24 protein-coding genes and 1 tRNA gene are annotated in these 26119 nt (G+C 43.8%); 16 read left to right on the top strand and 9 right to left on the bottom strand.

All coding sequences use genetic code 11. The annotated features are described in order from the left end of the window. The first annotated feature begins 108 nt into the window (after positions 1 to 108). Positions 109 to 1110, top strand: coding sequence for a UDP-N-acetylglucosamine 4,6-dehydratase (inverting) (gene pseB / locus Q1A86_RS13175; protein WP_299807265.1), 1002 nt, complete (start codon positions 109 to 111; stop codon positions 1108 to 1110). Beyond that, the gene (pseC, locus tag Q1A86_RS13170) at positions 1107 to 2255 is read left to right on the top strand and encodes a UDP-4-amino-4,6-dideoxy-N-acetyl-beta-L-altrosamine transaminase (protein WP_299807263.1); all 1149 of its coding nucleotides are present in this window, start codon (positions 1107 to 1109) and stop codon (positions 2253 to 2255) included. Before pseB ends, pseC begins: the two co-directional genes overlap by 4 nt. 58 nt (positions 2256 to 2313) lie before the next feature. Here pseC and Q1A86_RS13165 read toward each other — a convergent pair whose 3' ends face one another. Further along, positions 2314 to 3519, bottom strand: coding sequence for an NTP transferase domain-containing protein (locus Q1A86_RS13165; protein WP_299807261.1), 1206 nt, complete (start codon positions 3517 to 3519; stop codon positions 2314 to 2316). A 3-nt stretch (positions 3520 to 3522) separates the two neighbouring features. After that, positions 3523 to 5472: a glycoside hydrolase gene (locus tag Q1A86_RS13160; protein WP_299807259.1), complete on the bottom strand. Its 1950-nt coding sequence runs from the start codon at positions 5470 to 5472 to the stop codon at positions 3523 to 3525. Positions 5473 to 5819: 347 nt separating this feature from the next. Between Q1A86_RS13160 and Q1A86_RS13155 the strand changes: the two genes are divergently transcribed. The 6 genes from Q1A86_RS13155 to Q1A86_RS13130 all read left to right on the top strand — a co-directional run bounded on the left by Q1A86_RS13155 (position 5820) and on the right by Q1A86_RS13130 (position 12854). Next, on the top strand, positions 5820 to 6770 hold the full coding sequence (locus Q1A86_RS13155) for a hypothetical protein (protein ID WP_299807257.1): 951 nt from the start codon (positions 5820 to 5822) through the stop codon (positions 6768 to 6770). A 147-nt stretch (positions 6771 to 6917) separates the two neighbouring features. Then, complete coding sequence (locus Q1A86_RS13150) at positions 6918 to 7838, top strand: class I SAM-dependent methyltransferase (protein ID WP_299807255.1); 921 nt, start codon at positions 6918 to 6920, stop codon at positions 7836 to 7838. A gap of 35 nt (positions 7839 to 7873) precedes the next feature. Beyond that, positions 7874 to 9085, top strand: a complete 1212-nt coding sequence (locus Q1A86_RS13145) for a methyltransferase domain-containing protein (RefSeq protein WP_299807253.1) — start codon at positions 7874 to 7876, stop codon at positions 9083 to 9085. A 2-nt stretch (positions 9086 to 9087) separates the two neighbouring features. Further along, positions 9088 to 10866: a 1-deoxy-D-xylulose-5-phosphate synthase gene (locus tag Q1A86_RS13140; RefSeq protein WP_299807251.1), complete on the top strand. Its 1779-nt coding sequence runs from the start codon at positions 9088 to 9090 to the stop codon at positions 10864 to 10866. Next, positions 10866 to 11618, top strand: coding sequence for an SDR family NAD(P)-dependent oxidoreductase (locus Q1A86_RS13135; RefSeq protein WP_299807357.1), 753 nt, complete (start codon positions 10866 to 10868; stop codon positions 11616 to 11618). Before Q1A86_RS13140 ends, Q1A86_RS13135 begins: the two co-directional genes overlap by 1 nt. Positions 11619 to 11621: 3 nt before the next feature. After that, positions 11622 to 12854, top strand: coding sequence for an ATP-grasp domain-containing protein (locus tag Q1A86_RS13130; protein WP_299807249.1), 1233 nt, complete (start codon positions 11622 to 11624; stop codon positions 12852 to 12854). 93 nt (positions 12855 to 12947) lie between these two features. Here Q1A86_RS13130 and Q1A86_RS13125 read toward each other — a convergent pair whose 3' ends face one another. After that, on the bottom strand, positions 12948 to 13817 hold the full coding sequence (locus tag Q1A86_RS13125; protein WP_299807247.1) for an N-acetylneuraminate synthase family protein: 870 nt from the start codon (positions 13815 to 13817) through the stop codon (positions 12948 to 12950). A gap of 434 nt (positions 13818 to 14251) precedes the next feature. Between Q1A86_RS13125 and Q1A86_RS13120 the strand changes: the two genes are divergently transcribed. Together Q1A86_RS13120 and Q1A86_RS13115 are read left to right on the top strand one after the other, a co-directional pair. Beyond that, a complete protein-coding gene (locus Q1A86_RS13120; RefSeq protein WP_299807245.1) occupies positions 14252 to 15004 on the top strand; it encodes a class I SAM-dependent methyltransferase in 753 nt (250 codons plus the stop codon). A 424-nt stretch (positions 15005 to 15428) separates the two neighbouring features. Next, positions 15429 to 16682, top strand: coding sequence for a dicarboxylate/amino acid:cation symporter (locus tag Q1A86_RS13115; protein WP_299807243.1), 1254 nt, complete (start codon positions 15429 to 15431; stop codon positions 16680 to 16682). Positions 16683 to 16821: 139 nt separating this feature from the next. Here Q1A86_RS13115 and Q1A86_RS13110 read toward each other — a convergent pair whose 3' ends face one another. The 3 genes from Q1A86_RS13110 to Q1A86_RS13100 all read right to left on the bottom strand — a co-directional run bounded on the left by Q1A86_RS13110 (position 16822) and on the right by Q1A86_RS13100 (position 19608). Further along, positions 16822 to 17652 carry a sterol desaturase family protein gene (locus Q1A86_RS13110; protein ID WP_299807241.1) on the bottom strand — a complete coding sequence of 277 codons (831 nt, stop codon included), beginning with the start codon at positions 17650 to 17652 and terminating at the stop codon, positions 16822 to 16824. A 534-nt stretch (positions 17653 to 18186) separates the two neighbouring features. Then, positions 18187 to 18262, bottom strand: a tRNA-Arg gene (locus Q1A86_RS13105). A 176-nt stretch (positions 18263 to 18438) separates the two neighbouring features. After that, positions 18439 to 19608, bottom strand: a complete 1170-nt coding sequence (locus Q1A86_RS13100; RefSeq protein WP_299807239.1) for a flagellar assembly protein FlgT — start codon at positions 19606 to 19608, stop codon at positions 18439 to 18441. A 277-nt stretch (positions 19609 to 19885) separates the two neighbouring features. On the opposite strand from Q1A86_RS13100, the gene Q1A86_RS13095 reads away from it, so the two are divergent. Continuing rightward, entirely contained in the window at positions 19886 to 20515 is a 630-nt protein-coding gene (locus tag Q1A86_RS13095; protein ID WP_299807237.1) for a FlgO family outer membrane protein, read from the top strand. Position 20516: 1 nt separating this feature from the next. Next, the gene (locus Q1A86_RS13090; protein ID WP_299807235.1) at positions 20517 to 20963 is read left to right on the top strand and encodes an LPP20 family lipoprotein; all 447 of its coding nucleotides are present in this window, start codon (positions 20517 to 20519) and stop codon (positions 20961 to 20963) included. Between the two features lie 358 nt (positions 20964 to 21321). Here Q1A86_RS13090 and Q1A86_RS13085 read toward each other — a convergent pair whose 3' ends face one another. The 3 genes from Q1A86_RS13085 to flgA form a co-directional block, all read right to left on the bottom strand. Further along, positions 21322 to 21747, bottom strand: coding sequence for a flagellar export chaperone FlgN (locus tag Q1A86_RS13085; protein WP_299807233.1), 426 nt, complete (start codon positions 21745 to 21747; stop codon positions 21322 to 21324). A gap of 96 nt (positions 21748 to 21843) precedes the next feature. After that, positions 21844 to 22161, bottom strand: coding sequence for a flagellar biosynthesis anti-sigma factor FlgM (flgM, locus tag Q1A86_RS13080; protein WP_299807231.1), 318 nt, complete (start codon positions 22159 to 22161; stop codon positions 21844 to 21846). A gap of 89 nt (positions 22162 to 22250) precedes the next feature. After that, complete coding sequence (gene flgA / locus Q1A86_RS13075; RefSeq protein WP_299807229.1) at positions 22251 to 23024, bottom strand: flagellar basal body P-ring formation chaperone FlgA; 774 nt, start codon at positions 23022 to 23024, stop codon at positions 22251 to 22253. Positions 23025 to 23231: 207 nt separating this feature from the next. Between flgA and Q1A86_RS13070 the strand changes: the two genes are divergently transcribed. From Q1A86_RS13070 to flgC, 4 genes are all read left to right on the top strand, one after another. Then, positions 23232 to 24152, top strand: coding sequence for a chemotaxis protein CheV (locus tag Q1A86_RS13070; protein WP_299807227.1), 921 nt, complete (start codon positions 23232 to 23234; stop codon positions 24150 to 24152). Between the two features lie 137 nt (positions 24153 to 24289). Continuing rightward, a complete protein-coding gene (locus tag Q1A86_RS13065) occupies positions 24290 to 25123 on the top strand; it encodes a protein-glutamate O-methyltransferase CheR (protein ID WP_299807225.1) in 834 nt (277 codons plus the stop codon). 165 nt (positions 25124 to 25288) lie between these two features. Further along, a complete protein-coding gene (gene flgB / locus Q1A86_RS13060) occupies positions 25289 to 25687 on the top strand; it encodes a flagellar basal body rod protein FlgB (RefSeq protein ID WP_299807223.1) in 399 nt (132 codons plus the stop codon). A 2-nt stretch (positions 25688 to 25689) separates the two neighbouring features. Next, positions 25690 to 26106, top strand: a complete 417-nt coding sequence (flgC, locus tag Q1A86_RS13055) for a flagellar basal body rod protein FlgC (protein ID WP_012154594.1) — start codon at positions 25690 to 25692, stop codon at positions 26104 to 26106. Positions 26107 to 26119: the final 13 nt, after the last annotated feature.

Raw genomic sequence — 26119 nt, 5'->3', positions numbered from 1 at the left:
CGGTGAGTGTTTTATTTTGTGGCACACTTTTTGCCACAAATTGTATTAAAGATAACCCAGTGATATTTTTTTGACAGCTTATATTCTGAAGGGCGATGGTGAAAAATAATGTTTAATAATAAATCAATTTTGATAACGGGTGGAACAGGTTCATTTGGAAGAATGTACACAAAAACCATCCTTGAACGTTATAAACCAAAACGTCTTATTATATTTTCACGAGATGAGCTAAAACAATACGAGATGCAGCAAGAGTTTAACCAGCCTTGCATGCGCTACTTTATTGGTGACGTACGTGACGGCGATAGACTTAAGCAAGCGTTTCGTGATGTGGATTTTGTTATTCACGCAGCAGCACTAAAGCAGGTCCCCGCAGCTGAATACAATCCGATGGAGTGCATTAAGACTAATATTCATGGCGCAGAAAATGTGATTAAGGCCGCCATCGAAAATGGTGTAGAGAAGGTTATCGCACTATCAACAGATAAAGCGGCTAACCCAATCAATTTATATGGTGCGACTAAGCTAGCTTCTGACAAATTGTTTGTCGCTGCAAATAACATTGTCGGTGAAGGAAAGACACGATTTTCCGCTGTGCGTTATGGCAATGTAGTTGGTTCTCGTGGCTCTGTTGTACCGTTATTTAAGTCGATAGTGGCAAAGGGCGAGACGTGCTTACCTATCACCCATGAAGAGATGACTCGTTTTTGGATCTCTCTACAAGATGGGGTCGATTTTGTCCTGAAGAACTTCTCGCGTATGCAAGGCGGTGAGATTTTTGTACCTAAGATCCCATCAGTACGTATTACCGATCTAGCTAAAGCTTACGCCCCAAATTTAGAACATAGAATCATCGGTATTCGTCCTGGCGAAAAGATGCATGAAATTATGTGTCCAGCTGATGACTCCCATCACACAATCGAGTTTGATGATCATTTTGTGATCACACCGAGTATCACCTTTTTTGGCCGAAGTAATGAATACTCAACCAATATGCTAGGCGAGCAAGGCAAGTTAGTTGAGTTAGGTTATGAATACCATTCAGGTAATAATCCTCACTTTCTGAGTCCGAGTGAAATCGTCGCCTTGGATGAGAGCTTGGGTTTATGATCCAATACGGAAAACAGCAAATTAACCAAGAGGATATTGATGCTGTTGTGAGTGTGCTTAAGTCTGATTTTCTGACCCAAGGCCCGCAAGTTCCTTTATTCGAATCGCGATTATGCCAGTTCACTCAAGCTAAGTATGCTATAGCCGTTAATAGTGCAACTTCGGCACTGCATATTGCCTGTTTAGCCCTTGGGGTCAGTAAGGGAGACAGAGTTTGGACCAGTCCGATTACATTTGTCGCTTCTGCTAATAGTGCGCTGTACTGCGGCGCTGATGTGGACTTTGTCGATGTCGAGCTGCTCACTGGTAATATGGATATGACTCAGTTACGGCTTAAACTTGCAGATGCTAAGCGTAAAGGGCTGTTACCTAAGGTCGTGATCCCGGTTCATTTAGCTGGCCATTGCTGTGATATGAAATCTTTAGCGCAGCTGGCCAAAGAGTATGGCTTTAAGGTGATTGAAGATGCCTCTCACTGTATCGGCGCCCGCTATAGGCAATCCCCAGTTGGTCACTGTCAATATAGCGACATTAGCGTATTTAGTTTTCATCCTGTGAAGATCATCACCACTGCAGAGGGCGGCGCTGCGACAACCAATGATGCCGCTTTAGCTAAGTCTATGCAGTTATTGCGTAGTCACGGGGTGACGCGGGATGATTTACATTCAGACCATAGTGATGAAGCTTGGTATTACGAGCAACAGGCATTAGGTTTCAATTACCGAATGACTGAGCTTCAGGCTGCGTTAGGTGTTAGTCAGTTTAATCAATTAACTGAATTAGTCAGCCGTAGAAATATCCTTGCAGATTATTACGCTGAGCAACTAACGGCACTAAATATTGAGTTTGTAGCGCCGAGTGAAGACAGCTACAGCGCTTGGCACTTGATGATTATTTTGTTGCCAGAGTTGGTCGATAGAAAGTCTGTTTTTGATCAGTTACGTGAGGCGGATATTGGCGTTAATGTGCATTATATCCCCGTTCATACTCAGCCATATTATGGCAAACTCGGGTTTAAGGCTGGAGACTTCCCAGTGGCTGAAGCATTCTATCAGCGTATTATCACCTTGCCATTACATCCACAATTAGAGTTTGCTCAACTCGATTATATTTGTGAGCAGTTAAAGTCTTTCATTTCTCGCTAAATGGACTTTCTAAAATATAAATAGCGGCGATAATTGCTGGCCGCTATTTTACACTGGGCTATAGCAAGCTTGTTATGAGTTTCGTTAATTGTTCAAGGGTTAACCCATCGATTACAACATCTTGCTCTGTGGTTTGTTCTACTCCGTTATTTAACCACTTAAATGCGATATTGCGGGAGGACTGGCAGTGATCTCTAGCATCAAAAAGCTCAATGGCAAGGCTGTTATTAGCTGAAATCGCATGCTTAAATTGCTCGACTTTGTGCTGTAAGAGAGTAGGGAGCAGACAAAGTGTTAGGTGTTGAGTGTCGTGTTTTAATGCGTCAATAAATACCTGTTCATCATGGTAGTTTTGGCTATTTTGTGACGCTGTTGCTTGCAGCTCTTCTCTTGTAAGCACATGTAGTTGAGTGCCTAAGCCGTAATGCTCCTGTAACGAAGCACCTAGCTTTACACTCAATTGATATAGGGCGTCATCAGCAGCTTGATAAACGCAATAAAGTGACACCGACAGGTATTTCTGATCCGCTTTTTTTTGCTTAACATGACCATTTATTAGTCTTAGAGAGGTCTCTTCTTTAAGAGTGTGTACGACCCACTTCAAAGGCACGATGGAATCGGAACTGTTTTGTGCATACCAACGTTGATATATCTGTTGCATAAAAAGGTAATCGGCATTGGTATCGACTGAAATCCTATGTTCTATGCCAGAGTAGTCATCACTGTCTTGGATTAATAACGGAGTTAGGCAATGGCATCTTTGATTAGCATAGCCGACATGCTCTTTTTCCATATCACTTACGCTATTAATAAACAGACTATCCCAACCTTGGCGTGTATAAAATGCCATTCCCTCATGGATTGAGCGCACATCTGGCGCAAGAGAGATACTATTGGCTTGTGGATTTTGACGTAATTGGTTGACTGCATGGTCGATAAAACCGGGATCAATAAGTGGGCAATCCCCGCAAATATAGACGACTATATCGGCTTGATACTGCTCGACAACGGCATTAATCCGCCCCATCAAGTCATTAACATCGCCAGAATAAGCAAGGCATTGGCTATTATCATTTGCCCAGTCTATGAGTGGCTGGTTGAATTCATCTAAGGTGGTAGCCAGCACGATTTCCGTCAATGTCTGACAGCGCTCTAGGCGGTTTTGAATATGCGCAATGATAGGCTTCCCAGCAAGGGGAAGAAGATGCTTTCCCGGAAGGCGGCTTGAGTTTAGGCGAGCACCGATAATTGCTATGATGTTCATGACTTAACTGATATCCGTTTTAAAGCATGGAGTGATTTGATAGCTAAAGTTCAACAGCTCGCCATCCGCTTTGAGCGTTTCATCGGCCTCAGAGAGTGAAAACCAGGCACGATTTAAGTAACTATCATCGATCCTTTGGCTAGAAAGCATAGGCAGGGCGGCGCAAGACTGAGGCGACCAGCTGATCTTAAGACCTAGCTCGTCGCAACCAGTGTAAAAAACACCTTCTGTCGCACCTAAGGCACTATTAGCGGAAACAATTGATGATACTGGGGTTCCATGGTTAAAGTCTTGTTCTGCATGATAGAACTCCAACAATTTTCCGCCATTGTGACAGGCGAACCAATTGCGTAGCTTGCAGTTTAGTAGTGTGAGATAGCCGAGTCTGATAGTCGCTTCGGGTCGATGTTGATTCTCAAAATCGAAACCACACTCGACTTGCTCGCTTTCGAGTCTATACCATTTAGTTAATTTACCCTGTGGTGTTGTTATCTCTGCACTGATGAGTAGCCCCGTGCTGGTGTGAGTCACATTAAACTGAGTTCGGCTTAAGTCTGTGACTCGGTCTCTCTCGCTATAGCGTTCAATGACTAAATGGTTCGAATAAAAATCGGCGGCATAGCTGATATGATCAAAATACCCATGGGCAAGCGTACCTATAATGGGCTTAAAATTGTGCCGAGCAAAAGCCAGTGACTTTATCGTCATGCCTCGTTTACCATTAAGCACTAGCTTAAGTTGAGGGTGTTCAACAGTGAGTATGTTACGTTCGCTACAGTGATAAACCTGATAGTCGCTATTAGATTTACAGGCAGCATCTAAATATGCTTTTGGAGCCGTTTGGCATGCCGCTCTTTGCGCGATGGGGTAACGGCTCAGTAAGTCTTGATAGCGCTTATGAGTAAGGTGTGTGCGTAAATCACTGGCCCAGAGACGGCAAAGCTCTCTCCACTGCTGCTCACTGACGTGTTCTAAACCCTTTAGCTGGGAAAACTTTCTATAACAGAGGCTGTTAAGGCTAAGATCGTTTCGTCCCGATAGCGCCCAGCGGGTTACATTGTATTTTGCCTGTTTCTTTACCGAGATGGGATGGGCAGGCGTCTGAACCTTAAGCGTGGTGCACTCTTGAGCCACAGATAATAGCTCGCTTGGAGCGACCCAGCGGTATTGTTCTTGGGATTTTATCTGAGTAAATAAGCGTTCAATGCGTTGCCACTCATCTAAATCGAGTTTCGTTTCTGTATTAAAACGCCCTGGTCGGTAATTGAAGACTTCAGCATCACTGCCATAGAGTGAGAAGGCTGTTGCGCCGTTAGTCGCCTTCGCTAGGTATTCGAAGTATTCGGCTAGGGTCATTTCATCATGGGCATAGCGCTGAAACTTTTGAAAAGCCACGGCATGGTTCCAGATTACTTTGATAGTCCGTCCAGAAGCCGCTACAAGTTGCTGCGGCTGATCGCGAGATGATTTATCCCAATCTGTATTGTGAGAAAAGGGGTTATCCCATTCAACAACAACAGCATCAAAGCCGCAGTCAATATAGCAATCTAATAACCCTGCCGATACGGCTTGCTCATTGATGTAGGCAATCTTAGGTTGGTAGCTGACGAGGGCTTGGTAACTTTTTTGCCCAAGTGACAAGTTTTGTATATTCACTTCCCAAGGCAGCAGTGGCCCAATAATTTGGCTATCTCCGCTGGCGATAAGCTCACAACGCCTCTTTGTCAGTAGAGCTTTAAATTTTTCGATCCAGCTAGAGTCAACTGCTTGGATACATTCGAGAGTATAAGCGGTGAGCTCAATTCCTAAAGGGATATTATCGCGCTCAATTAAGTGCAGCAACGGCCAGTAACACAGATCGACTACACGTTGATGTTCGCTGGTGTCGATAGAGGAAAACGCTAAGTTTAAATGGAAAATCGCGTAGACATTAGGGAGCTGGGTGTTGACCATAGGGACTCTTAACGCAATAAAACTTTTTAACAGTAAACAGCTTTATAGCTGTCAGAGGGATTTTAGTTTAAGCATAAATGAGGCGATTCTCAATCACTAGTCACGGTAATTGTTTGACCTAAGATGGTGAATCACTGCAATAAACGCACTTGAATCTTAGCTTTTAGCTACAGGTGTTTTGGTGTGCTAACAAATTAGCACCGATAAGCTACCGTTTGGACTACAAAAGTGTTAAAAATGCAGTTCATTACATGGAAGGTGGATAACTTACTTTATACTGTGAGCTTTGCTTTATGTTGGTCGTGACATTTCATTATACAGCTACTAAATATGGGTACTAAAACAATATGACTATTCAACATGTGATGTTTCGCTGTGATGCATCAATTCAAGTCGGAATGGGCCATGTTGTTCGCTGCATCTGTTTAGCTAACTCCTTCGTAGAAGCGGGTCATAGAGTCACCTTTGTGGTTAATAATGATGCTATTGCTATGCAGGCATTAGAAGGGCATGGCTTTGATGTGCAGTTGTTTGAGCACCTTGATTACATGCAATGGTGCCAGCAAGTGATTAAGCAACAATGCCCTGATATCTTTATCGGTGATATTCGTGATGGTCTGCCTGTGCAGGTAATAGAGACAATGAAACAAGCGAATATCTTGACCGTAGCTATCGATGAACCAAGTGATTACCGCTTAGGTTGCGATCTACTCTTTTATCCTCCGAGCCCGCTAGTGGAAGCGCTAAATTGGCAAGGCTTTAATGGCACTCGATATGTGGGCTGGGATTACTTACTTGTCAGAGGGGCGTTTTTTGAACCATTTGTAAAGCCCTGTAATCAAGTGCGTAAGGTGTTGGTCATGATGGGGGGAACCGATCCTCAGCTTTTAACCTTGCCCGTTGTTGAGCGGTTATGTCAGTTGGACAGTGAACTTTCCCTACATGTTGTTATAAAGCAGAGTCATCCAGACTATACGTCTTTGAGCCACCAACAGCAGTTGTCTGAAAATTTAACCTTGTATTCCAATCTTACGAATATAGCTGAGTTAATGCGGCAGATGGATTTTGCTGTTATCACATTTGGCATGAGCGCATATGAGCTTGCCGTGCTGAATATTCCAGCCTGTCATATCTGTACTCAGCCCGATCACCATATCGCCAGCCAAAGTTTTGCCGAAAAACAGATCGCCAGAACGATTGATATGACAGAGTTGCACAAAATTTGTTTATTTGAATCCGAACCATGCTCAATTCCCAATGGCATAGACAATATTATGAGTAAAATACTCACCGCATGATTTTTGCCAATTAATGATCCTTCCTTTAAAGGTTAGTGAAAAGTTCGGCCTAGCTTCAACATCACTTTTGGTGTTTTTTATTCGTCAAAATTTTATCGGTACGTATTTTGCTTATCACAGCGAAGAATGCGTAAAGGAGAAGTAAACATGGCTGGCACAAACAACGATGCTCAACAGCACACTGGTAAAGTCATCGATAATCGTCATGGCTTCAATGTCATCGATTGTGAAGTATGCGGTTTTAAGCATGTATCGCCAATGCCAACAGCACAGGAGTTGGAGCAGGTTTATCGGGAAGAGTATTACACAAAAGATAAACCTTTGTTTTTAAGCCAAAGCAAAGAGGACGCTATCTGGTGGGAGCGTGTTTTTGCAGACCGATTTGACACGTTTGAAGCGCATCTACCTGTGGGAAGCCGGCGTGTCTTTGATGTCGGCGCTGGTCCAGGTTTTTTTCTGCATCACGGTCAGCAACGAGGATGGGAGACTCAAGGTATTGAGCCCTCAAAGCAGGCGAGTGAGCATGCCAGAGAACTGGGGCTGGATGTGGTGAGTGACTTTTTAAGTCCTGCTAGTGTAAAGCAATTTGAACCTTTTGATGTGGTTCATGCTTGTAACGTGCTAGAGCATATCCCTAATCCTATCGAGTTACTGGAGTGTATTCACTTATTAGTCAAGGAAGGCGGGCTGGTATGTATCTCTGTTCCCAATGATTATAACCCATTCCAAAAGACCGTCAGAGAGGTCGATGGACTTGAGCCCTGGTGGTTAGCGCCTCCTCATCATCTGAATTATTTTGATGCCAACTCTCTGACTCAATTGTTGAATAACTCGGGGTTTGATGTCTTCTTGAAAGAGTCTAGTTTCCCGATAGATATGTTCTTGTTGATGGGGGATAACTATGTCGGTAACGATGAGCTAGGTAGGGCCTGTCATAAGAAAAGAATGAAATTTGAAATGAGCCTGATCGAGTCTGGTCAGAATGATCTGAAAAGGGCTTGGTATCAATCCATGGCTGAAATTGGTGTAGGCAGAGAGATCTGCATATACGCCCGTAAGCGCAGTTGATAATGCAAAATAAAGCCGCTTCAATAGGAATTAACATGATAAAAACAAGAGTATTAGTGCAAGCCAGTTCACGCTCATGGGCTGGTGGCGTCGATATCTGTATGGGGATGGTAGAGGACGAGATTGCCGTTGTTCGAACTATTCGCCGTGTCTTGAGCCACTTTACCGATTTAGACGTTGTCTTGGTTGCTCCAGAGTTTGATCGCGGTGGAGAGCTCGACGAGATCGTTAAGCTTATCGATGATGAGCGTCTCTCTCTGTACTACGGCCACGATGCAAGTCCGCTTAATCGAATGATTGATGCTTGTTCAGATTTAGCTGATAACGATTATGTCATCAGAGTCGATGGTATCCATTTTTGCTTCGACCCTCAAGCTAGTCTAGCAATGCTGGATATCGCGATCAGTGAGCAATTAGATTGTATTAAGTTACCTGATGATTTTCCTGTGCATTTTACTTCAGAAGTCTTTCGTATCGGTGCACTTAAAGCTATTAATGATGAACTAACTCAGCCTGAGAATGCCAAGTTTCTTGTGCACCCTAAGTGCTACTTTTCGATGAATGCTCAGCGGTACAAAGTTAAGTTCTTAACAGAGTTACCAAGCTATGCAGATGATTACTTGAATGAATGTCGCCGCTTAGCAACGCAAATATATGCGATTCCGCGTCAAGAGGTGAATGAGCACCGTATTGTCTCTGGAGACCGATTGGGCTTTCATTACGAGCTCGCCTTGCAGCATCTTAAGCCTGATATGAAGATTATCGACATCGCCTGTGCCGATGGTTACGGCGTCAACATTATGGCGAGTCATTTAAAAGAGGTTCATGGAGCCGATTTAGATGAGCTGAGTGTGGAATTTGCTAAGAAAAATAATAGCGCTGCCAATACCGATTACTTTGTCGAAGACATCACTAAGTTGTCCTTTGCAGATGAGTCCTACGACGCTGTAACCAGCTTTGAAACTCTTGAGCATGTTCCTGAGCATGAGTGCTTAAGTGAAATAAAACGCGTACTGAAACCTGGTGGTGTCTTAGTGTTAAGTACACCTCAAAATAGCATAGGCCATATCCCCGTTAACTCTTGCCACCTTATTGAATATTCTCTCGATGAGCTACTGGCATTAGTTAACCAGTATTTTATTGTCGTCAAAGTGATCGGTATTAAAGCGGGTATTATTTATGACGAAACAGACCCCTATGGCACCAATACTGTGCTTATCTGCGTAAAGCCTAATAGTAAGGATTGATAATGAAAACCCATCAATTAATTGTGCCGACTCTCAATGAATTGAAACTGCAGTCGGCGGCGCAATTAACCCAATTAGCCGAAGATATTAGGCAGTTTCTTATTAGCAATATTTCTGCGACAGGCGGACACATCGGCGCTAACTTATCAGTGGTCGAACTCACGGTTGCCATTCATGCACTCTTTGACTCTCCAGATGATAAAGTGATTTTTGATACGGGCCATCAAGGTTATACCCATAAGATTTTAACGGGGCGCGTGGATAACTTCGCCACATTAAACCAATATCGCGGCATGAACCGATTCGTTGCCAGAGATGAAAGCGAGCATGACGCCATCGATGCGTCACATGCCGGCACTTCACTCTCTATTGCGTCAGGCTATGCCAAAGCCCTTAAGCTTACTTCGCCAGCTCACTATGTCGTTTCTTTGATCGGTGATGGCTCAATGGTTGAGGGGATGGCTTTCGAAGGGCTTAATTACTGTGCTGAAGATAAAGACAGTAAGCTTGTGATTGTGATTAACGATAATGAAATGGCGATTGCTAAGTCTGTTGGAGGAATGCGCAACCTTACAGCAGGGAAAAACTGGCAGAGCAATAGCCGAGCCTTCTTTGAAGGGATGGGCTTTGCCTATCTGCTGGTCGAAGATGGCCATGATATGCCGACTCTACTTGAGCAATTAGCTGTTGCGAAGCAATTAGCTCGGCCTGTTATTGTTCATGTTAAAACCGAGAAAGGTAAAGGCTTAGCATGTGCAAAAGATCATCCCTATAAAATGCACTTCTCTATGCCATTTGATGCAGCTACCGGTAAAGGTGCAGCAGCAACAGTTGTGGGGCGAACCTACGCGGTTGTCGCGGCTGAAGCGCTGAAGCAGAAGATGGCAACGGATGACGATGTATTTGCTATGACACCAGCTACCCCTTACGCCTCATCATTGGATGAGTGTTTGGCTCTGTTTCCTGAGCGTGCACTGGATGTGGGAATGGCTGAGCAGCAAGCGGTAGGTATGGCATGTGGTCTAGCTCTAGGTGGTAAGAAGCCCGTTGTCTGTATGCAAACGACCTTTATGCAACGCGCCTACGATCAGCTTATTCATGACGCTTGTTATATGGATTTACCTGTGACGGTATTTGGCGTACGTGCAGGCTTTGCTGGTTATGATGGCGCAACCCACCACGGAATTTATGATATTCCCTATCTGCGCTCATTCCCAAATATGCAGGTGGTGTACCCCGCGAGCTCTGTTGCATTAACAGAATTGATTGAGAAGCGTCTCGACAATCCTCAGGGACCGATGGTTATCCTATATCCCTATGAGCCAATTCCAACTCCAGAACCCGATGCTGGCTTGATTGAGCCTTGTGGCCTATCTGTCCCAGTGCAGGGTTGTGATGGCTATTTAGTCTGTTTGGGCAACCGTTTAGTTGCGGCATATGAGCTTAAAGCATTATTAGCAGCGCAAGGCAAAGACTACGGCATCATCTGTGTGCAATCGATTAAACCTTTCCCTGCAGAGCGTTTTATTGAGTTAGTTGCACAAACAAAGCACCTGATAACACTTGAAGAAAGCGTGCTAAATGGTGGTTTTGGCTCTCTAGTGCTTGAAACCCTTGCCGATGCAAACTTATCTATGCAGGTACTGAGAAGCGGTGTTGATGACAAGTTTGTTTACCCAGGTAGTAAAGATGAGTGCAGCAGTGAGTGCGGCATGATGCCAGGGCAAATCATTGAGCAAATTGCACAGCAATGGCCAAACTATTTAGGAGTAAACAAGTGATGCGTTTAGCCGGTAAAGTCGCGGTTATAACTGGATCTTCAAGAGGCATTGGTGCCGCGATCGCACAGGAGTATTGCGCTCAAGGAGCCAAGGTCGTGATCAATTATGTCCATAGTGAAGAGCAAGCTAAGGCGTTAGCCGATAAGCTTAATCTGGATGGATACAATGCCATAGCTATTAAGGCTGATGTTACCGAGCGAGCAGAGATAAAGCAGCTATTCGAACAGGCTGTAGCCGCTTTTGGAAAGATCGATATCTTGGTCAACAATGCCGGGATCAATAAGCGCGGTTGGTTTGATGAAGTGACCGATGAAGCTTGGGACGAGATAATGGGAGTGAATCTTAAAGGACCTTTTATCTGTTGCCAAGAAGTGTTCCCTTACATGCAAGCGCAGCAGGGCGGTCGCATTATCAATATTTCATCTGTAGCCGGACAATACCATGGTCCTAAAACGGTTCACTATGCGGTATCTAAAGCAGGGCTCAATAGCTTAACTAAGGTGATTGCACGATATGGTGCAGAGCACAATATTCTTGTTAATGCCGTCGCGCCAGGGATTGTTCGTACAGATCAAACCGCTGATGAGATAGATAGTCCTGCGGGGCAAAAAGTGATCGATATGACATTGCTAAAGAAGGCGGCTCGTATGGAAGATATCACCAGTGCTTGTGTGATGCTGGCGTCTGATGAGCAACAGTATATGACGGCTCAGGTACTCGCCGTGAGTGGCGGCGCCATTTTAGGAGCTTAATGGATGTCGCTAACCAAATGTCATAAAACAGTATTGCTACTTGGTGGCAGTCGTGATCAGCTATTTTTGATCAAAACAGCGAACAAGATGGGCTTACACACGGTCGTTGTCGATGCAAACCCGGAATCTCCCGGGTTTGCGATTGCCGATGATTATGCTGTTGTCAGTACCATGGACTTAGTAGCCTTAAAAGCTTTTGTCGATGACTACCAAGAGCGGCATCGAAAAATTGATGCCGTGTGCGTCATGGGCAGCGATATATCACAATATGTCGCTCAGCTGGCTGAACATATTCAGGTGCCACATATTCCAATCGAAGCGGCAATGGTTACCACCAATAAGCTTAAGATGAAGCAATGCTTTGAGCATCATGGTATTGCCATTCCTTGGTTTTGCTTATTAGAAAGTGCCGAGCATTTGGCGGATATAGCAGCTAAAAGAGGGCTACCGTTAATCATCAAACCACTCGATCGCTCCGGTGCCAGAGGGGTGTTTTTACTGACACAGGACTCGGATTTATCAGCGCTTTATGACAAGGCGAAAAGTGAGTCTTTTGCTGGTGAAGTTATGGTGGAGGAGTATCTTGCAGGGCCTCAAATAAGCACTGAGACCATCATGTATAGAGGACAAGCCTATACACCAGGTTATGTCGATCGTAACTACGAAATGTTAAGTCGCTTTGCACCTAATATTATTGAAAATGGTGGTTGGCAGCCAAGTTTAATTCAAGGTGAAAAAAGAGCTAAAGTTGAAGCCTTAATTGAGCAAGCAGCTTTAGCTCTTGGTCTGACAGATGGCGTTATCAAAGGAGATATCGTTTATACCGATGTTGGACCGAAAATTATTGAGGTTGCAACTCGTCTAAGCGGTGGTGATTTTTCTGAAAGCCTGGTTCCTTTAGGCTTAGGGATTAATTACGTAGAAGCGGCGCTCAAAATTGCCTTAGGTGAACCTCCTGAGTTAGAGAAGCTAACTCCAATTATCGACCAAGCGGTAGCGAATCGTTACTTCTTTCCAAAGCCTGGAAAAGTCACGTCGATCTCGGGAATTGAAACTATTCAAGCTGAAGACTTTGTTAAGAAGCTTGAGATCTGGTATCAAGTGGGTGACGTGGTACCTGAAACCACCAGTCACGCGAGTCGGTTCGGAGTCTTTATCGTCACCGCCGATAATCGTCAGCAATTGGAGCAGAGAGTAAACTGGGTGTATGACACCTTAAAAGTCTCAACCCTATAGCGTTAACATGAAAGCCCTTAAGCAGTGATAAGGGCTTTTTGTTAGGAACAAGCTCCGTCTCGTAGTAGAGCTCCCCCCCTGAAAACTATTTCGTTAAGCGTTATCTCCCTGAAAGCTTTCACGGATCTGTTTAAAAGGGCGTAAACCATCATCGGGATCGGCGCGCCACTCTCTATCTGAAGTTTCACAGGGTACAAACTGTTTAATAGGGTTACCATCAATAGCATCTATCAGTTTTGCACCTCGAATAACTGGGGCAATCTGTTGCGGTAACCAGCAGTGTCCTGCGGCGTATTCTGCGCCTTGCTCATCAAGATCGAGGTGAAATTCAATGGTGTCGGCCTGCCAGCGATGAATCGCGCGATTGAGCACCGCTGGTGATACCGTATGATCAGACCAACCGACTTTGACGCCATATCGCTCTCTAAAGCTCTGTAGCACGGCTAAGTTACACTGTTCTTCAGGAGTGGGATAAGCAGAAACACAGTGGAGTAGGGTGATATCTTCTGCGCCGTGTTCCTTCAAGGTGGCGATTGCTGTATCAATTTCTTCAATGGTTGCCATGCCACTCGAGATGACAATGGGCAATTTAGTTTTGGCACACTCGATGAGCAAGTCTGTCCAAAGCAGCTCATAAGATGCGATTTTGAAAAAATGCACGTAAGGTTCTAGTTCTTTTACGGCCTTTAGATAGAAAGGCGTACAGGAAAACTGAATATTAAAGTGCTCACAGGCTTCCCGTAGTGCTGGAATAAACTCGACCGGGAGTTCCCACTCTCTTCGGTCTCGGTGCATCGCGCTTTTTTCAAGGATCTCAGGCGAAAACAACTCATCAATTTTAAAAAGTTGGAATTTGACGGCATCGCAGCCAATTGCTGCTGAGGTTTCAATAAACTCGATACAGCGATCTAAGCTTTTGTGGTGATTACTAGAGACTTCTGCAATAAATAGGGGGTGACTCATAGAATTATAATTTCCTATTTTCGAGGAACAATTGAAAGCAGTTTTAGTTCTGTTACTGTTTAGTTTACTAGGCTCGGTAAATTTAAGCTCAGCCAAGTGAGAATACCACAACCTAAGGCATTGGCAGCCGAGAATCTATCCGATTACCAATAAGCGTTGGGGATTTTTATTTATCGACCGCCTTTCGTCGTGATTTAGCCTGTTTTTACTCAAGCGTGAACCGTTAAATAACAAGCAGTCTCATAGGTCAAGTTACTGTATTTCTAGTCGGGGAAGGAGTCGCAGACGCTAACCCTGTGGACGCAAACTTCTAGGATGTTCTGGCGCTAATTTAGTGAAATTGAGAACTGTGCTAAAAGCGCTCAATTATCTGCTTCGCAAATTTGAGCAATTAGTATAGTATGCGCCACCCAAAAAATTCACGGTAAACCCCCTTGCTTACAACGCAAACCAATGCCTTATACACTGACCTGTCTGGTTATTATGATTTAATGTGTGCCGACATTAACTATCAGGCACAGAGTGACTGTATACGCCGTCTGCATCAGCTATTCGGAAACAGAGGTGTACGTCACCTAGACTTGGCCTGTGGTACAGGGCCGCACGTTCAATATTTTATTGAAAATGGCTATCAAAGTACCGGGCTCGATATCAACCAGCCTATGCTAGATATTGCCAAGTTACGCTGCCCCGATGCCGAGTTTGTCTGTCATGATATGGCGAACTTCACGGTCGATGAGCCATTGGATCTGATCACCTGTTTTCTCTATTCAATTCACTACAGCGATGGAATTGAAAAGCTAAAAGAGTGTATTCGCAGCGTACATAAAGCGCTGAGCCCTGGTGGCATGTTTTGTTTTAATTCTGTCAAGAAGAGCAGAATTGACAACAGTTCAGTGGTTAGCCATAGCGCAGTTCACGAAGATAGTCAGTTTGTATTTAGCTCAGGTTGGTATTACTCGGGAATGGGTGAGAAGCAGGCACTGAAACTCAGCATACAAAAAACAACGGGTGATACCACTCAGTCTTGGCAAGATGAGCATCCTATGGTTGCAATCGGTTTTGCAGAATTACAATTACTTCTGCAGCCTTACTTTGAAGTGCATATTCTTGAGCATGACTATGACAGATTAATGCCTTGGGATGGTGTCTCCGGCAATGCCATATTTGCCTGTGTAAAAATCTAATTGCATGCTCAATAGCAGCCAGCATAAGCAGTTGAGAGTTTGAGAGCCATCTAGATTAGATGGTAAATCAGTATCATTGCATCAAACACGCCAGTGAATGAACAATGATACTGAGACTCGCAGCTGTTTAATCTACTTTTCTATAAGACTAATAGCAGGCCATACGCAGTAAATTCAAATACATATAAATTAATTATTACCAGCGAGTAATAGTAAATTACTAAATCAGATAATTATCATTTCTTCATTATTCCCTATAATCCCGCCCCCGACTCACTCATTAGACTCATTTATTAGATTCGCTCATTAGGCGCGCAATAGTTTTAACTGCGATTGACTCGCTATTCGTCAGTTGTTTAACCCTAACCGTTATAGAGCAATGGTTCATAGCCCGTTAACCCATTAAGTCAATTTGGAATGCCCCATGTGGAATAAAATTCGCAGTTCTTTGCCACTGCAGTTAATCATAGCAGCGGCCGCAGCATGGTTATTCGCAACCTCGCTAACCTCTCTTGCTCAACCTAACGCGATAGCTGAAGTTGGACAGCAAGCTTGGTATCAATTTTTGATGCTGGGTAAAACCGTATATATCGGTTTGCTTAAGATGGTTGTAGGCATAATGGTGATGCTGTCGCTTATCGAAGGGATAAGTAACATAGGCGCGATAACTAAATTAAAAACATTGGGATTGCGTACGCTTGGCTTTTACACCTTCACCACCACGATAGCGATAAGTCTCGGTTTGGGGGCTGCGTTATTTTTGCCTGAGTGGCAACCTTTAACTCAGCCAGTGCCTCTAGCCGAAGGGACTAGGCTTATTGGCGAGCAGGCTGCATCGGGCGGGGCCATTGCCACTAAGCTGCTGAATATGGCGTTAACTAATCCGGTTGCTGCAATCTCAGATGGAAACCTGCTCGCGGTGGTGGTGTTTTCAATTATGTTTGGCATCGCACTGTTAACGGCGTTGCCAGAAAAGCACCCGCTGTTTGAGGTGATATCGGGTCTTAACAAGGGCATTAACGCCATGATTGGCGGTATTATTCGCCTATCCCCTTTGGCAATATTTGCCATCGTATTCGAGTTTTCCCTCACGGGAGGCGAGGCGCTATTTAGTCAATTAGCCCTATTTGCACTTTTAGTTTTTGTATTAACCATGATCCATGGGCTGGTGGTATTACCTAGCCTAGCTAAGTTGTTCACTGGGATTAAAATAACTACCCTGTTTAAAGGCATTAGCGCGCCGTTAGCGATGGCCTTTGCGACCTCATCGAGCGCAGCGACTCTACCTTTGTCGATGCGAAGTGCTGAGGAGCTAGGGGTATCACCTTCTACCAGTAGCATGGTGCTGCCCTTAGGTTCGGTGATGAATATGGACGGTACCGCGTTATTTGAAGGGGTCGCCGCTATATTTCTCGCGCAACTGTTTGGTGTAGATATGACGACAACAGGTATGGTGATGATTTTTATCATGGCGATGGTGTCTTCCATCGGCGCCCCAGGCATGCCATCGGGCTCGATGTCGGGAATGCAGTTAGTGCTATTAGCCGCAGGGATCCCCTTAGAAGCTATCGCAATCTTGCTGATTATCGAGAGACCACTTGATACCTTCCGCACAGCCGTTAACGTTGAGGGTGACATCATCGCTGCGCTAGTGGTGGATAAGTGGCAGAAAGATTAATGGGTTACTGATGGTATGGCGGATAGTGTAAATGGCAATGTGGCAGCTAGTATAATTGCGTGTGTAAGTGCACATGTAAAAAGTAGAGATAGGACAGCTCTCTGAGAACGAAAGGGAAAGGAGATAGCTGCCAGCTGCATTAAGTATCGATTTTTTTTGGTTGTGGTGCCTCAGATTTTTTTAAATAAGAACTTAGTTTAAAGGGGTAAAGTAATTGACCTAAAATACTCCCTCCGACATTGTAAGATACTCCAAGAGGAATATGACAAAGTCCTGGAACTCTGTATGTACCGAAAGCACGGTCAAAGATTGAGAATATAGTTGCGAAATTAGTATGGTAGGCAGCAGGATCAGCGGCGTGATGCCATTGATGCATTACTGGTGATACGAATACTTTATTCCACGCACCATAATTCCACGGCAGATCTGCATGGATAAAGTAGCCATAATAGTGACGAACAAGATTATTAGCGACAAGTGCATAGGGAGGAAAACCTAGACACATTAATAAACCCGTATCAATAATCAGTGTAGATATGCGATTAAATGGATGAAACCTTTGTAGAGTCAGCCAACTCATTTGAGTATCAGAATGATGCATAGCATGGGAAGGCCAGAGTATTCGAGAATGCTCAAATCTGTGCCGCCAATAGCCGATAAAGTCACCACAAAAAACCGCAGATAGAATCACTAGCCACTCTGGAAGTGATGCCCAAATCTGAGATAAACTTTCCCCAATATCTATCGAATATAGCCACTTAAGGTGATTCGAAATTAATGAGATAAAAATCAAGTTAAAACACATGATACTAATATTGAAAATACTATTAGGTAAGCTGGTACGAAATGCTGTTACTGCTTGTTTTCTTTTAAGAAGGTAGGCGAATAGGCAAAAAAATAGCATTGGGAAGATTAAGTGCTGTAGGGCTGTTCCCACATTTCCAATTATGTTGTAGAACTCATCTATCATTGAGCTTCCCTAATCAATTTTCAATGTGTCGGTTAGTTATCTATTTAAGCATATCTGATACATCTTGCTAATAATCTTTAAAGGGGATTGCGCTTCTCATGGTCTGCTTGCATAAACCAGGTGCTTACTGCGATTTTAAGCCTAGGTATAAAGGAAGTATTCTGGGGAGGTATTGAGAGTTCAGAATCTGCTAACTCTAAAACTAGCGCAGGTTTGCTTGATTTAACGGTTTCTGAAGTTTGGTTTTTGGAATAACTCTAAGGGAGCGAACTGTGCAGCGCGATACAGAAAAAGTTCCTATGCTGACTTCTAAGAGGAATAAACATAAGAGTAGTTACTACTAACGCTTAAGCCTGTGAGGATAGTCATTAGAGCCACTTATACTTATGCCCTGTAGCGATAAGGCTTTGCTGAGTCCGCTCTTAATCACTTCGCTTGCTCTGAAGTAAACGGATTTTATATCGTAAGCAGCTTGGTTACAACAGAGAGTAACGGACTAAAACTTATTGAATTGCATATACAAAGGAGTGTATATGGTCTCCCCACAGGGACTCGAACCCCGATCGATCGCTTAGGAGGCGACTGCTCTATCCTGTTGAGCTATAGGGAGACGTGAGTGATTATACTGGTTTTACTCTAGATGAAAAGAGCTGATGAAAAGTCTTTAAATTTAGTTGCTTAATAAATGTTCGCAACGGGGCGTTTTGCAGGCTAATCGTCATGAATTCGCTTTAGCTTGTAGCTATTGCTTGTCATACGAGCCTGCAATTTTACTCAATACTTTAGCTATAGCTTTATCGCTAGGTCATTGATTTGGATGTTTAGCGATGCGGCTATGCCATCTAATACTGCGGTGGCGCTCTCTTCTGTTACTTGATCTATGGTGATGCTTGCTTTGCTTTTACCTGCTACTGCGCGCATGTTATCGAGCCTGTCTGGCATATTTTGTTGTAATACTAGCTGCAGGGTATCACCGACGCGAATGCCATGACGCCTGCCCAGATTAAGGATGATTCTATTGGCTTGTCTTGAAACAACCTGGCCCAGTAAAGGGCGACAGTTAAGGCTGCTATCTATATCGTGACTCACCTTGGCGAGTACTTGATCGATTGCTTGGCCGTACTCACTGCTCCAGAAGTTTTCACTGTTTGAATTTACCGTTTGTTGACGCTTAAACTCCCACTCTGCAGATTGGCTATATTGCTGGCTCCAGATTTTTTCGCCGCTGATGCCGTGGAACAAAGAGACGCGAATATGGAAATTGCGCATAGGGTCATTGTCCCAAAGCCCCAAGGTCGTGGTGAATGGCTCGGTTGAGATATCGATGATCTCTGGTAGTAAAATATACTGACTGTCGGTGATTTCACTTAGCCAGCTGGGTAAGCGATAGCCGCGCACATCCACTAGGGCTTGATCTATGTCTAAACGTTCATTGGCGTGAGTCAGTGGAAAGCTGTTACTGGCGCTCTGCTCTAGGGTGCTAGCGAGACGTTCAGATAGGTTTTGTTCGAAAAGGCCAAGGTTGCCGTATCTAAGTTGGGTTCTATCTTTAATCAATGCCTGAGGGATTAAGATTGCCGCTTTGAGTTGAGTGGCTTGGCAAGTGTCGTTGAGCGGCTCAATCATATCGATGCGTACGTTAACCGTGATTTGACCGTCTTCAATAAGCTCACTCACCAGTTCAACATTCTGGCTTTGTGCTTGCTGCTTAAGGGTAAAAGAGTCGTTAACCAGTTGGCCATTTTTGACAGTCTGTTGACTGCTAAAACGCGCACCAGATTGCAATGTTGCATAGCTAATGGCTTGATGAATGGCGTTCTCTCTAGCTTGATTGACATTGTTGTCATTAATTTGGGCTTGACCGCTGGCGCTGATCCACTTTGCTTGAACCGGTAAAGTCATTACTGATGACGCTAAGCACACGAGTGCGATTGTAAAATATTGCGCTGGTTTCATCTCACCTTTCCAGTTTTAGAAATTGATAGCCGAAGATATTGCATGTCGGATAACTGACGAACTTGAATGCTTAACCTAGTATTAAGCAATTTGCGTGCCGCTCCTAGTTTTTGAGGGCGGTTTCTTAAGATGAAAAGCGATAAAGTTATTCGCATATTTGCCGATAATAATTAATAGCGCTAACTTCTGTCGATAAATCTTGTCCCAAAAATGGGCTGAGAGTGAGATAGTGAGCGAGGTTAACCGTGGCGATTACTGCCCAACAGGAATTTAAAAAATGTATAAACTAATCATTTTTTTACCTATTTTGTTTGCTTTAGGCTGCACAAGCACTGAAGCCGATAATCAGGCTGAACTACAGATGGCTAACGGCCATGGCTTGCCGCATACCGAGGCAATTAATCATTTGTCTAAGCAGATGGTGAATGAACTGGTGCGTCAAAATGACGGTTTACGCTCAAATCAGCCTTTACTGGTTACGACACCAGTGTTGTTGTCAGATATGAAGTCTACCAATGCGCTAGGGCTGCAATTTCAGCAAGGCCTGATTGCTAGTTTGCATGATCATCAGTTTAATCTTGTCGATATCAATGTTAGCGATACTCTAAGAGTGACCCAATCTGGGGAGTTTATTTTGACTCGAGATTGGCAGCAGTTACCGGCAGATGTTCCAATTGAAAATGTGGTTGTGTCGACCATGAGCTTATCGACTCAAGGTGTCGCGTTAAATAGTCGCATCGTTAATATCAACAATAACCGAGTGATATCGGCGGCGCAGGGCTTTGTTAATGCGAGTGCTATGCCTGGGTATATTAGCCAATCTGAAAAAGTCGTTTCACAAGATGGTTTACTTTATCGAGATGCACAAGCTGGACAGCACACGGTTCAATTAGTAGGGGGTCAATAAGATGAAGGCCGTTATTTTATGTGCTGTGTTAGCACTCAGCGCGTGCTCAGCACAAGACAGATATGTGCAGTATGAAACCGAGGCGCCGAGCTCTTTTCCTAAGTTGACTGCGATAGGGTATGCACCATTGGCGACTCAGCCAGCAACAGAACAATCCCAGCGTGTATTAATGGCAATGCAGGCGTCCAAGATTTCAGCTTACCGTGAGCTTGCCGAACAGGTGTATGGTCAGCAACTTAGCGCGACTAGTCAGGTTCGAGACTGGATGTTAGCGGGTGATGAAATTCAGGCATCGGTGTCTGGTGTGATCCGCGGCGCGAAAGTGGTGAAGAGTTATCCTGCTGGTGAGCATTATGTGACAGAACTTGAACTGGATTTCGAGCAAGTGTGGGCGCTGTATCAGCAGCAAAACCGCTCACAACGAGTGAAAGAGATTACGTATTTTTAGAGCTAAGAAGGGCGCTTCGCTTCTAGGAGCTAGGAAAAGCACAAGCAAAGACTGATACGAACGCTTGGCTTACGGATGACGGAACGTTCACAGGCTCACTCACAGAACGCTTCGCTGACGGTTAAAGCTGAGATGATTAAAGCAAAGACGGTTTAAGCTGAGACTGTTTGAATCAAAGTGATTACCTACTTTCTTGAATAAGCCAGAAGATGAGTCTTCTGGCTTTTTTATTGCCGTCGCTTTTAATCTTTTAAATTTTTTTCGTAAGAGAAGCGTTCCGTAGTGACCTTCTATTCAATCATACAGTCACGTGCCGTAAGGCCGCAGGCCGTTCGTCTTCGCGTTTCCCGTCTAAGCTTTAAGCTTTTAAATTATTTCCAAGCGTCGAGATACTTGAGGTTTGGCCTTTACCATCATAGGTCAGGCTAGAGGAGTTGCGGCTGACTTGCAGTGCCTGAGAGAATCGATTTAAGCTGGCTAAACTTAATTCAATTAAGGATTCATTCTCGGCATTGAGCTGTTGGCAATCGGCTAATAGCTGCTTGGTATTAGTAACTTGTTGCGATAGCTCGGGGTCTGTTTTTAATAAGGCTAGATCTGGTTGGACGGCAATCATCTCATCATTGTGCTTCAGACTCGCCAATAGATTTGCCTTAGTGCTAGCTAACGACAATAAAACATCGGCCTGCTGTGCGTGCAAAGCTTGCTTCTCTTGGCTGATCAATTCTATTAGCTCGTTCAAAACTTGGTGCTGTGAGCTAATGAGTTGAGATAAATTCGTCATAATTGCCTGTCTATTTTGAGTCAAACGTGTTGGTTACATTATATTTTGTTGAGCCCAGTGACCGCGACGTTGTAAACGAAAGCAGGAACACTAGGCTTAATTTAAATCTTTAAGATCATTCTCAAAGTTAGCGATGTTAGTTGCCAGTTTTTCAGGGTCGATTTTGTACCGACCTTCAGCAATTGCAGCTTTGATTGCATCTACTTTCTTTTGATCGATTTCAGGCATGTCAGCCATCTTTGTCTGTACGTTTTGAATTTGTTGAGCCTGCGCTGTAATCGACACTGAATCGCTTTTCTGTACGCTTGCAGCGGGCGTTGCTGATGCGGTTTGAGCCGGCGCACCTTTCGCATTCATTCCTGTGCCTATACGAGTATTGGCATGGGGGTTTACTTGTTTAATATCAATAGCCATTTTGAGATCCAACAGTTACTAAAGAGAGTTTATTACACATGCTATCGGCAGCATGGCTCAATACTTTAGGATTTTTACTACTTATATTCTTACATTCTTACTTCGACTTGGCCAACACCAGTGACACGAGCATCGAGTTTTTTATGTGAATGACTGTTTTTTATTCGAATTTTATCACCAACATTACCATCTTGCTGTGCCTCACCAACGGTTTTAATCTCAAAATTTTCAGAGCGGGCAAATATAGACACACTGTCGCCCTTGCAGACGATACAGAGTTGATTGGCAAAAATGGGTTGCCCCGGAGCCACACGTCTTTTAAGTCTTGCACCAACAACTTGAGAGATCTCCTCAAATTGCTGGCCGCGAAGACTGCTCTGCTCAATATATTCAATTTCAATATCACCTAAAGCGAGCAGGTCGCCTGGCCCCATGGTCGACTTTGCTACGACTATGGGGTAGAGGATATCGACTCGAACCGAGAGGAAAATCTGCCATGGGTAGCTTAAGTCTGGGCTGTTGCAACTAACTTTAACCGTATTATTACGACGAATTGCGCGGTCACTGGCTATCTCGGCCTTAATAGGCTGGTAGCAATTAGGTAAATTGACTCGAGAATCTAGGCTTTGTGGCGTGATATTAATCCGAGCTTTTTCAGGAGCATCAATTTTTTGCTCAACTGCGGCTATAGCTAATCGAGATATGGTCGATATAGAAGGAATACTGGCAGCTTCAGCTGCAAGTGCTAGAGTTGGCATCACAAGTATGATGAAAAGCGAGCCAATAAAAGCTTTTATAATGAATGCAGTAGCTTGATTCGCTATAATGCGCGTATATTTTGGAATGTGTTGGACCGCAGTCATCTCTATCCTTTTGCATCTTTGAGCGTCATTAGTTTGACTGAAATTGTATTGCTAACTCAGATAAGTTTTAGTTAAGCAAGTAGTATGCCTAAAAAGGAAACTGTATGGAATTGAGCGGTAGAGGCCAGAATTCAGTGTTTATTTGCGCAGATCTTTTAATTTAAATTAGATATAAGCCTATGAGAAGTAGGTACAAGGCAAAAATGTATGTCGAATATTCTTGAATCAGTAAACAAACGGACCCAATTGGTAGGTCAAAATCGATTGGAGCTATTGTTATTTAAATTAAATGGACGTCAACGATTCGGAATTAATGTGTTTAAAGTTAAGGAGGTATTACAGTGTCCTCCATTGACTAGCCTGCCTAAGTTGAACTCAAAAGTACGTGGTGTCGCCCATGTACGTGGCATGACCATCTCGGTGATTGACTTGAGTGCAGCTACAGGCGGTAGACCTATTGAGAATATTGACAACTGTTTCATTATCATCTCCGAGTATAATCGCAGCGTACAAGGCTTTTTGGTGAGTTCAGTTGAGCGTATCATCAACATGAACTGGGAAGCCATTATGCCGCCGCCTCAAGGGGCCGGGAAATTCTCTTACCTTACAGCTGTGACTGAGATTGATAATGAGTTAGTTGAGATTTTAGATGTTGAGAAAATTCTCGATGAGATCTCGCCTGTTAATACTGAAACCAGCCAAGAACTAAATGATGCCTTAACTATTGATAAAGAGCAGCACTATCATATTATGGTCATCGATGACTCTTCGGTGGCTCGTAAACAGATTATTCGGGCATTAACTTCGCTGGATTTACAAATCGATACGGCAAAAGATGGTAAAGAAGCATTAGAGAAACTCAGAGCAATGTCTGCCGAGCTGGATGATGTTTCAACTGAAATTCCTTTGATTATTTCAGATATTGAGATGCCTGAGATGGATGGCTATACCTTAACGGCTGAGATCCGCGATGACCCAAAGCTTAAGAACATCAAAGTAGTATTACATACTTCACTCAGCGGCGTGTTTAATCAGGCTATGGTGCAAAAAGTCGGTGCCAATGACTTTATTGCGAAATTTAATCCTGATGAGTTAGCGGCTGCAGTGAACAAGCATTTAAGTCTTTAGTTGAGTAATTTAGCAGAGTCGGAAACATCTCTTGCTTGTGTTTGACTTGATGCTAAGGTATAACGCTGCGTTGTTTTTTTGCTGTGTTTAACCGAGCGGGTTGAAGCGGTTTGTTTTATTGATATTAGGATAACAGAGTGCCAAATAAATCTCTTGCTGAGAATGAGTACAAGCAATTTAGATTATTTCTAGAGCAGCACAGCGGTATCGTGCTGGGAGAGAACAAGCTGTATTTAGTGCGGAGCCGATTAGCACCTCTAATGGGTAAGTATAACTTGCCCTCTTTATCAGAAGTGGTAAAGCAGTCGATGAAGCCGACAGAGCGTCAGTTGCGCACTGAGGTTATCGATGCCATGACCACAAACGAAACATTATGGTTTCGTGACCGTTATCCATTCGAGTTATTATCGAACAGCATATTACCAACATTCAGCCGCTTAGGCCGACCGGTAAAGATCTGGTCGGCAGCTTGTTCATCAGGGCAAGAGCCCTATTCTCTAGCGATGACTATCTTAGAGCACCAACAGCGTAAGCCTGGAAGTTTGCCTAGTAATGCCAGTATTTTGGCAACCGATTTGTCGCCATCTATGCTAGAACGTTGTAAAAGTGCCGAGTATGATAATCTCGCTTTAGGCAGAGGTTTGTCTGACGAACGCAAGCGTCAGTTTTTTGATATTTTGCCATCAAGTAACATGGTGGTTAAGGATAACGTTAAGCGTTTAGTCAATTTTAGAGCGCATAACTTACTCGAGAGTTACACCTTACTCGGCAAGTTCGATATTATTTTTTGCCGCAATGTATTGATCTATTTCTCTCCAGAGGCAAAGCGGAAAATACTGCGGCAATTTGCTGCCGCATTAAATCCTAACGGCATTCTGTTTCTAGGCGCATCCGAGTCTATAGCGGGTTTGTCAGATGAATTTGATATGATCCGTTGTAATCCGGGGATCTATTATCAGAAGCGAGTTTAACTCGGTTCTGAACAGCACTTAGCCAAGTTAACGCGTCTATCTAGACGCGTTTTTTGTTTGTGGCTAAGCCTACTTGAGCTTTTTCTCATCATAAACTTCTCTTTATTATATTAATTTGGCATAACTATTGCTTTATTTCAGCCATAGAGCTGAGGAGGCAATTTTATGGCGATTAGTTTTGATAAAGCGTTAGGAGTTCATCAACACACTTTGGGCGTTCGTTCCCAACGTGCAGAGATCCTTTCTTCAAATATTGCTAACGCCGATACGCCAGGCTATAAGGCTCGCGATGTTGATTTTTCAAAAGCAATGAACGCGGTCCAATCTCAGCAAACAGGTTTAGCCATGGCTAAAAGTGACAGTAAGCACTTCGATATGGCGGCGTTAACTCAGCAACATTTAGGCTATAGAGTGCCAAATCAACCCGATACCGGTGACGGTAATACTGTCGATATTCAGCAAGAGCAGTCAGCATTTATGCAAAATGCCCTTGAATATCAAATGTCACTGGGTTTTCTCGACAGTAAGTTCTCTGGTATGAAAAAAGCGATTAGAGGCGATTAATTATGAGCTTATTTAATATTTTCAATGTTGCGGGTTCAGGGATGTCTGCTCAGTCAGTCAGACTCAATACCACAGCCAGTAACATAGCTAACGCCGATTCAGTATCGAGCAGTGTTGGAGAGACCTATCGCGCTCGCCATCCAATCTTTGAAGCCGAGATGAGTAAAGCGCAGCAGCATCAAAGCGCTGCGCAATCGGTGGCTGTTAAAGGGATTGTAGAAAGTGATTTACCACTAAATAAAGAGTTTTCGCCAGATCACCCAATGGCGGACACCGACGGCTTTATCTATAAGCCAAATGTCAATGTGATGGAAGAGATGGCGAATATGATCTCAGCTTCCCGTTCTTATCAAATGAATGTTCAAGTCACTGAAGCCGCTAAATCTATGCTTCAGCAGACACTTAGAATAGGCAAATAAACTCAGTGAAAGC

The sequence above is a fragment of the uncultured Shewanella sp. genome (assembly GCF_947497935.1).
GTDB lineage: Bacteria > Pseudomonadota > Gammaproteobacteria > Enterobacterales > Shewanellaceae > Shewanella.
This window is presented reverse-complemented; position numbering and strand designations above follow the sequence as displayed.

Excerpts from the sequence above, each read along its gene's own strand:
- pseB (WP_299807265.1), top strand. The coding sequence starts at position 109 with ATGTTTAATAATAAATCAATTTTGATAACGGGTGGAACAGGTTCATTT.
- pseC (WP_299807263.1), top strand. The coding sequence starts at position 1,107 with ATGATCCAATACGGAAAACAGCAAATTAACCAAGAGGATATTGATGCT.
- Q1A86_RS13165 (WP_299807261.1), bottom strand. The coding sequence starts at position 3,519 with ATGAACATCATAGCAATTATCGGTGCTCGCCTAAACTCAAGCCGCCTT.
- Q1A86_RS13160 (WP_299807259.1), bottom strand. The coding sequence starts at position 5,472 with ATGGTCAACACCCAGCTCCCTAATGTCTACGCGATTTTCCATTTAAAC.
- Q1A86_RS13155 (WP_299807257.1), top strand. The coding sequence starts at position 5,820 with ATGACTATTCAACATGTGATGTTTCGCTGTGATGCATCAATTCAAGTC.
- Q1A86_RS13150 (WP_299807255.1), top strand. The coding sequence starts at position 6,918 with ATGGCTGGCACAAACAACGATGCTCAACAGCACACTGGTAAAGTCATC.
- Q1A86_RS13145 (WP_299807253.1), top strand. The coding sequence starts at position 7,874 with ATGATAAAAACAAGAGTATTAGTGCAAGCCAGTTCACGCTCATGGGCT.
- Q1A86_RS13140 (WP_299807251.1), top strand. The coding sequence starts at position 9,088 with ATGAAAACCCATCAATTAATTGTGCCGACTCTCAATGAATTGAAACTG.
- Q1A86_RS13135 (WP_299807357.1), top strand. The coding sequence starts at position 10,866 with ATGCGTTTAGCCGGTAAAGTCGCGGTTATAACTGGATCTTCAAGAGGC.
- Q1A86_RS13130 (WP_299807249.1), top strand. The coding sequence starts at position 11,622 with ATGTCGCTAACCAAATGTCATAAAACAGTATTGCTACTTGGTGGCAGT.
- Q1A86_RS13125 (WP_299807247.1), bottom strand. The coding sequence starts at position 13,817 with ATGAGTCACCCCCTATTTATTGCAGAAGTCTCTAGTAATCACCACAAA.
- Q1A86_RS13115 (WP_299807243.1), top strand. The coding sequence starts at position 15,429 with ATGTGGAATAAAATTCGCAGTTCTTTGCCACTGCAGTTAATCATAGCA.
- Q1A86_RS13110 (WP_299807241.1), bottom strand. The coding sequence starts at position 17,652 with ATGATAGATGAGTTCTACAACATAATTGGAAATGTGGGAACAGCCCTA.
- Q1A86_RS13100 (WP_299807239.1), bottom strand. The coding sequence starts at position 19,608 with ATGAAACCAGCGCAATATTTTACAATCGCACTCGTGTGCTTAGCGTCA.
- Q1A86_RS13095 (WP_299807237.1), top strand. The coding sequence starts at position 19,886 with ATGTATAAACTAATCATTTTTTTACCTATTTTGTTTGCTTTAGGCTGC.
- Q1A86_RS13090 (WP_299807235.1), top strand. The coding sequence starts at position 20,517 with ATGAAGGCCGTTATTTTATGTGCTGTGTTAGCACTCAGCGCGTGCTCA.
- Q1A86_RS13085 (WP_299807233.1), bottom strand. The coding sequence starts at position 21,747 with ATGACGAATTTATCTCAACTCATTAGCTCACAGCACCAAGTTTTGAAC.
- flgM (WP_299807231.1), bottom strand. The coding sequence starts at position 22,161 with ATGGCTATTGATATTAAACAAGTAAACCCCCATGCCAATACTCGTATA.
- flgA (WP_299807229.1), bottom strand. The coding sequence starts at position 23,024 with ATGACTGCGGTCCAACACATTCCAAAATATACGCGCATTATAGCGAAT.
- Q1A86_RS13070 (WP_299807227.1), top strand. The coding sequence starts at position 23,232 with ATGTCGAATATTCTTGAATCAGTAAACAAACGGACCCAATTGGTAGGT.
- flgB (WP_299807223.1), top strand. The coding sequence starts at position 25,289 with ATGGCGATTAGTTTTGATAAAGCGTTAGGAGTTCATCAACACACTTTG.
- flgC (WP_012154594.1), top strand. The coding sequence starts at position 25,690 with ATGAGCTTATTTAATATTTTCAATGTTGCGGGTTCAGGGATGTCTGCT.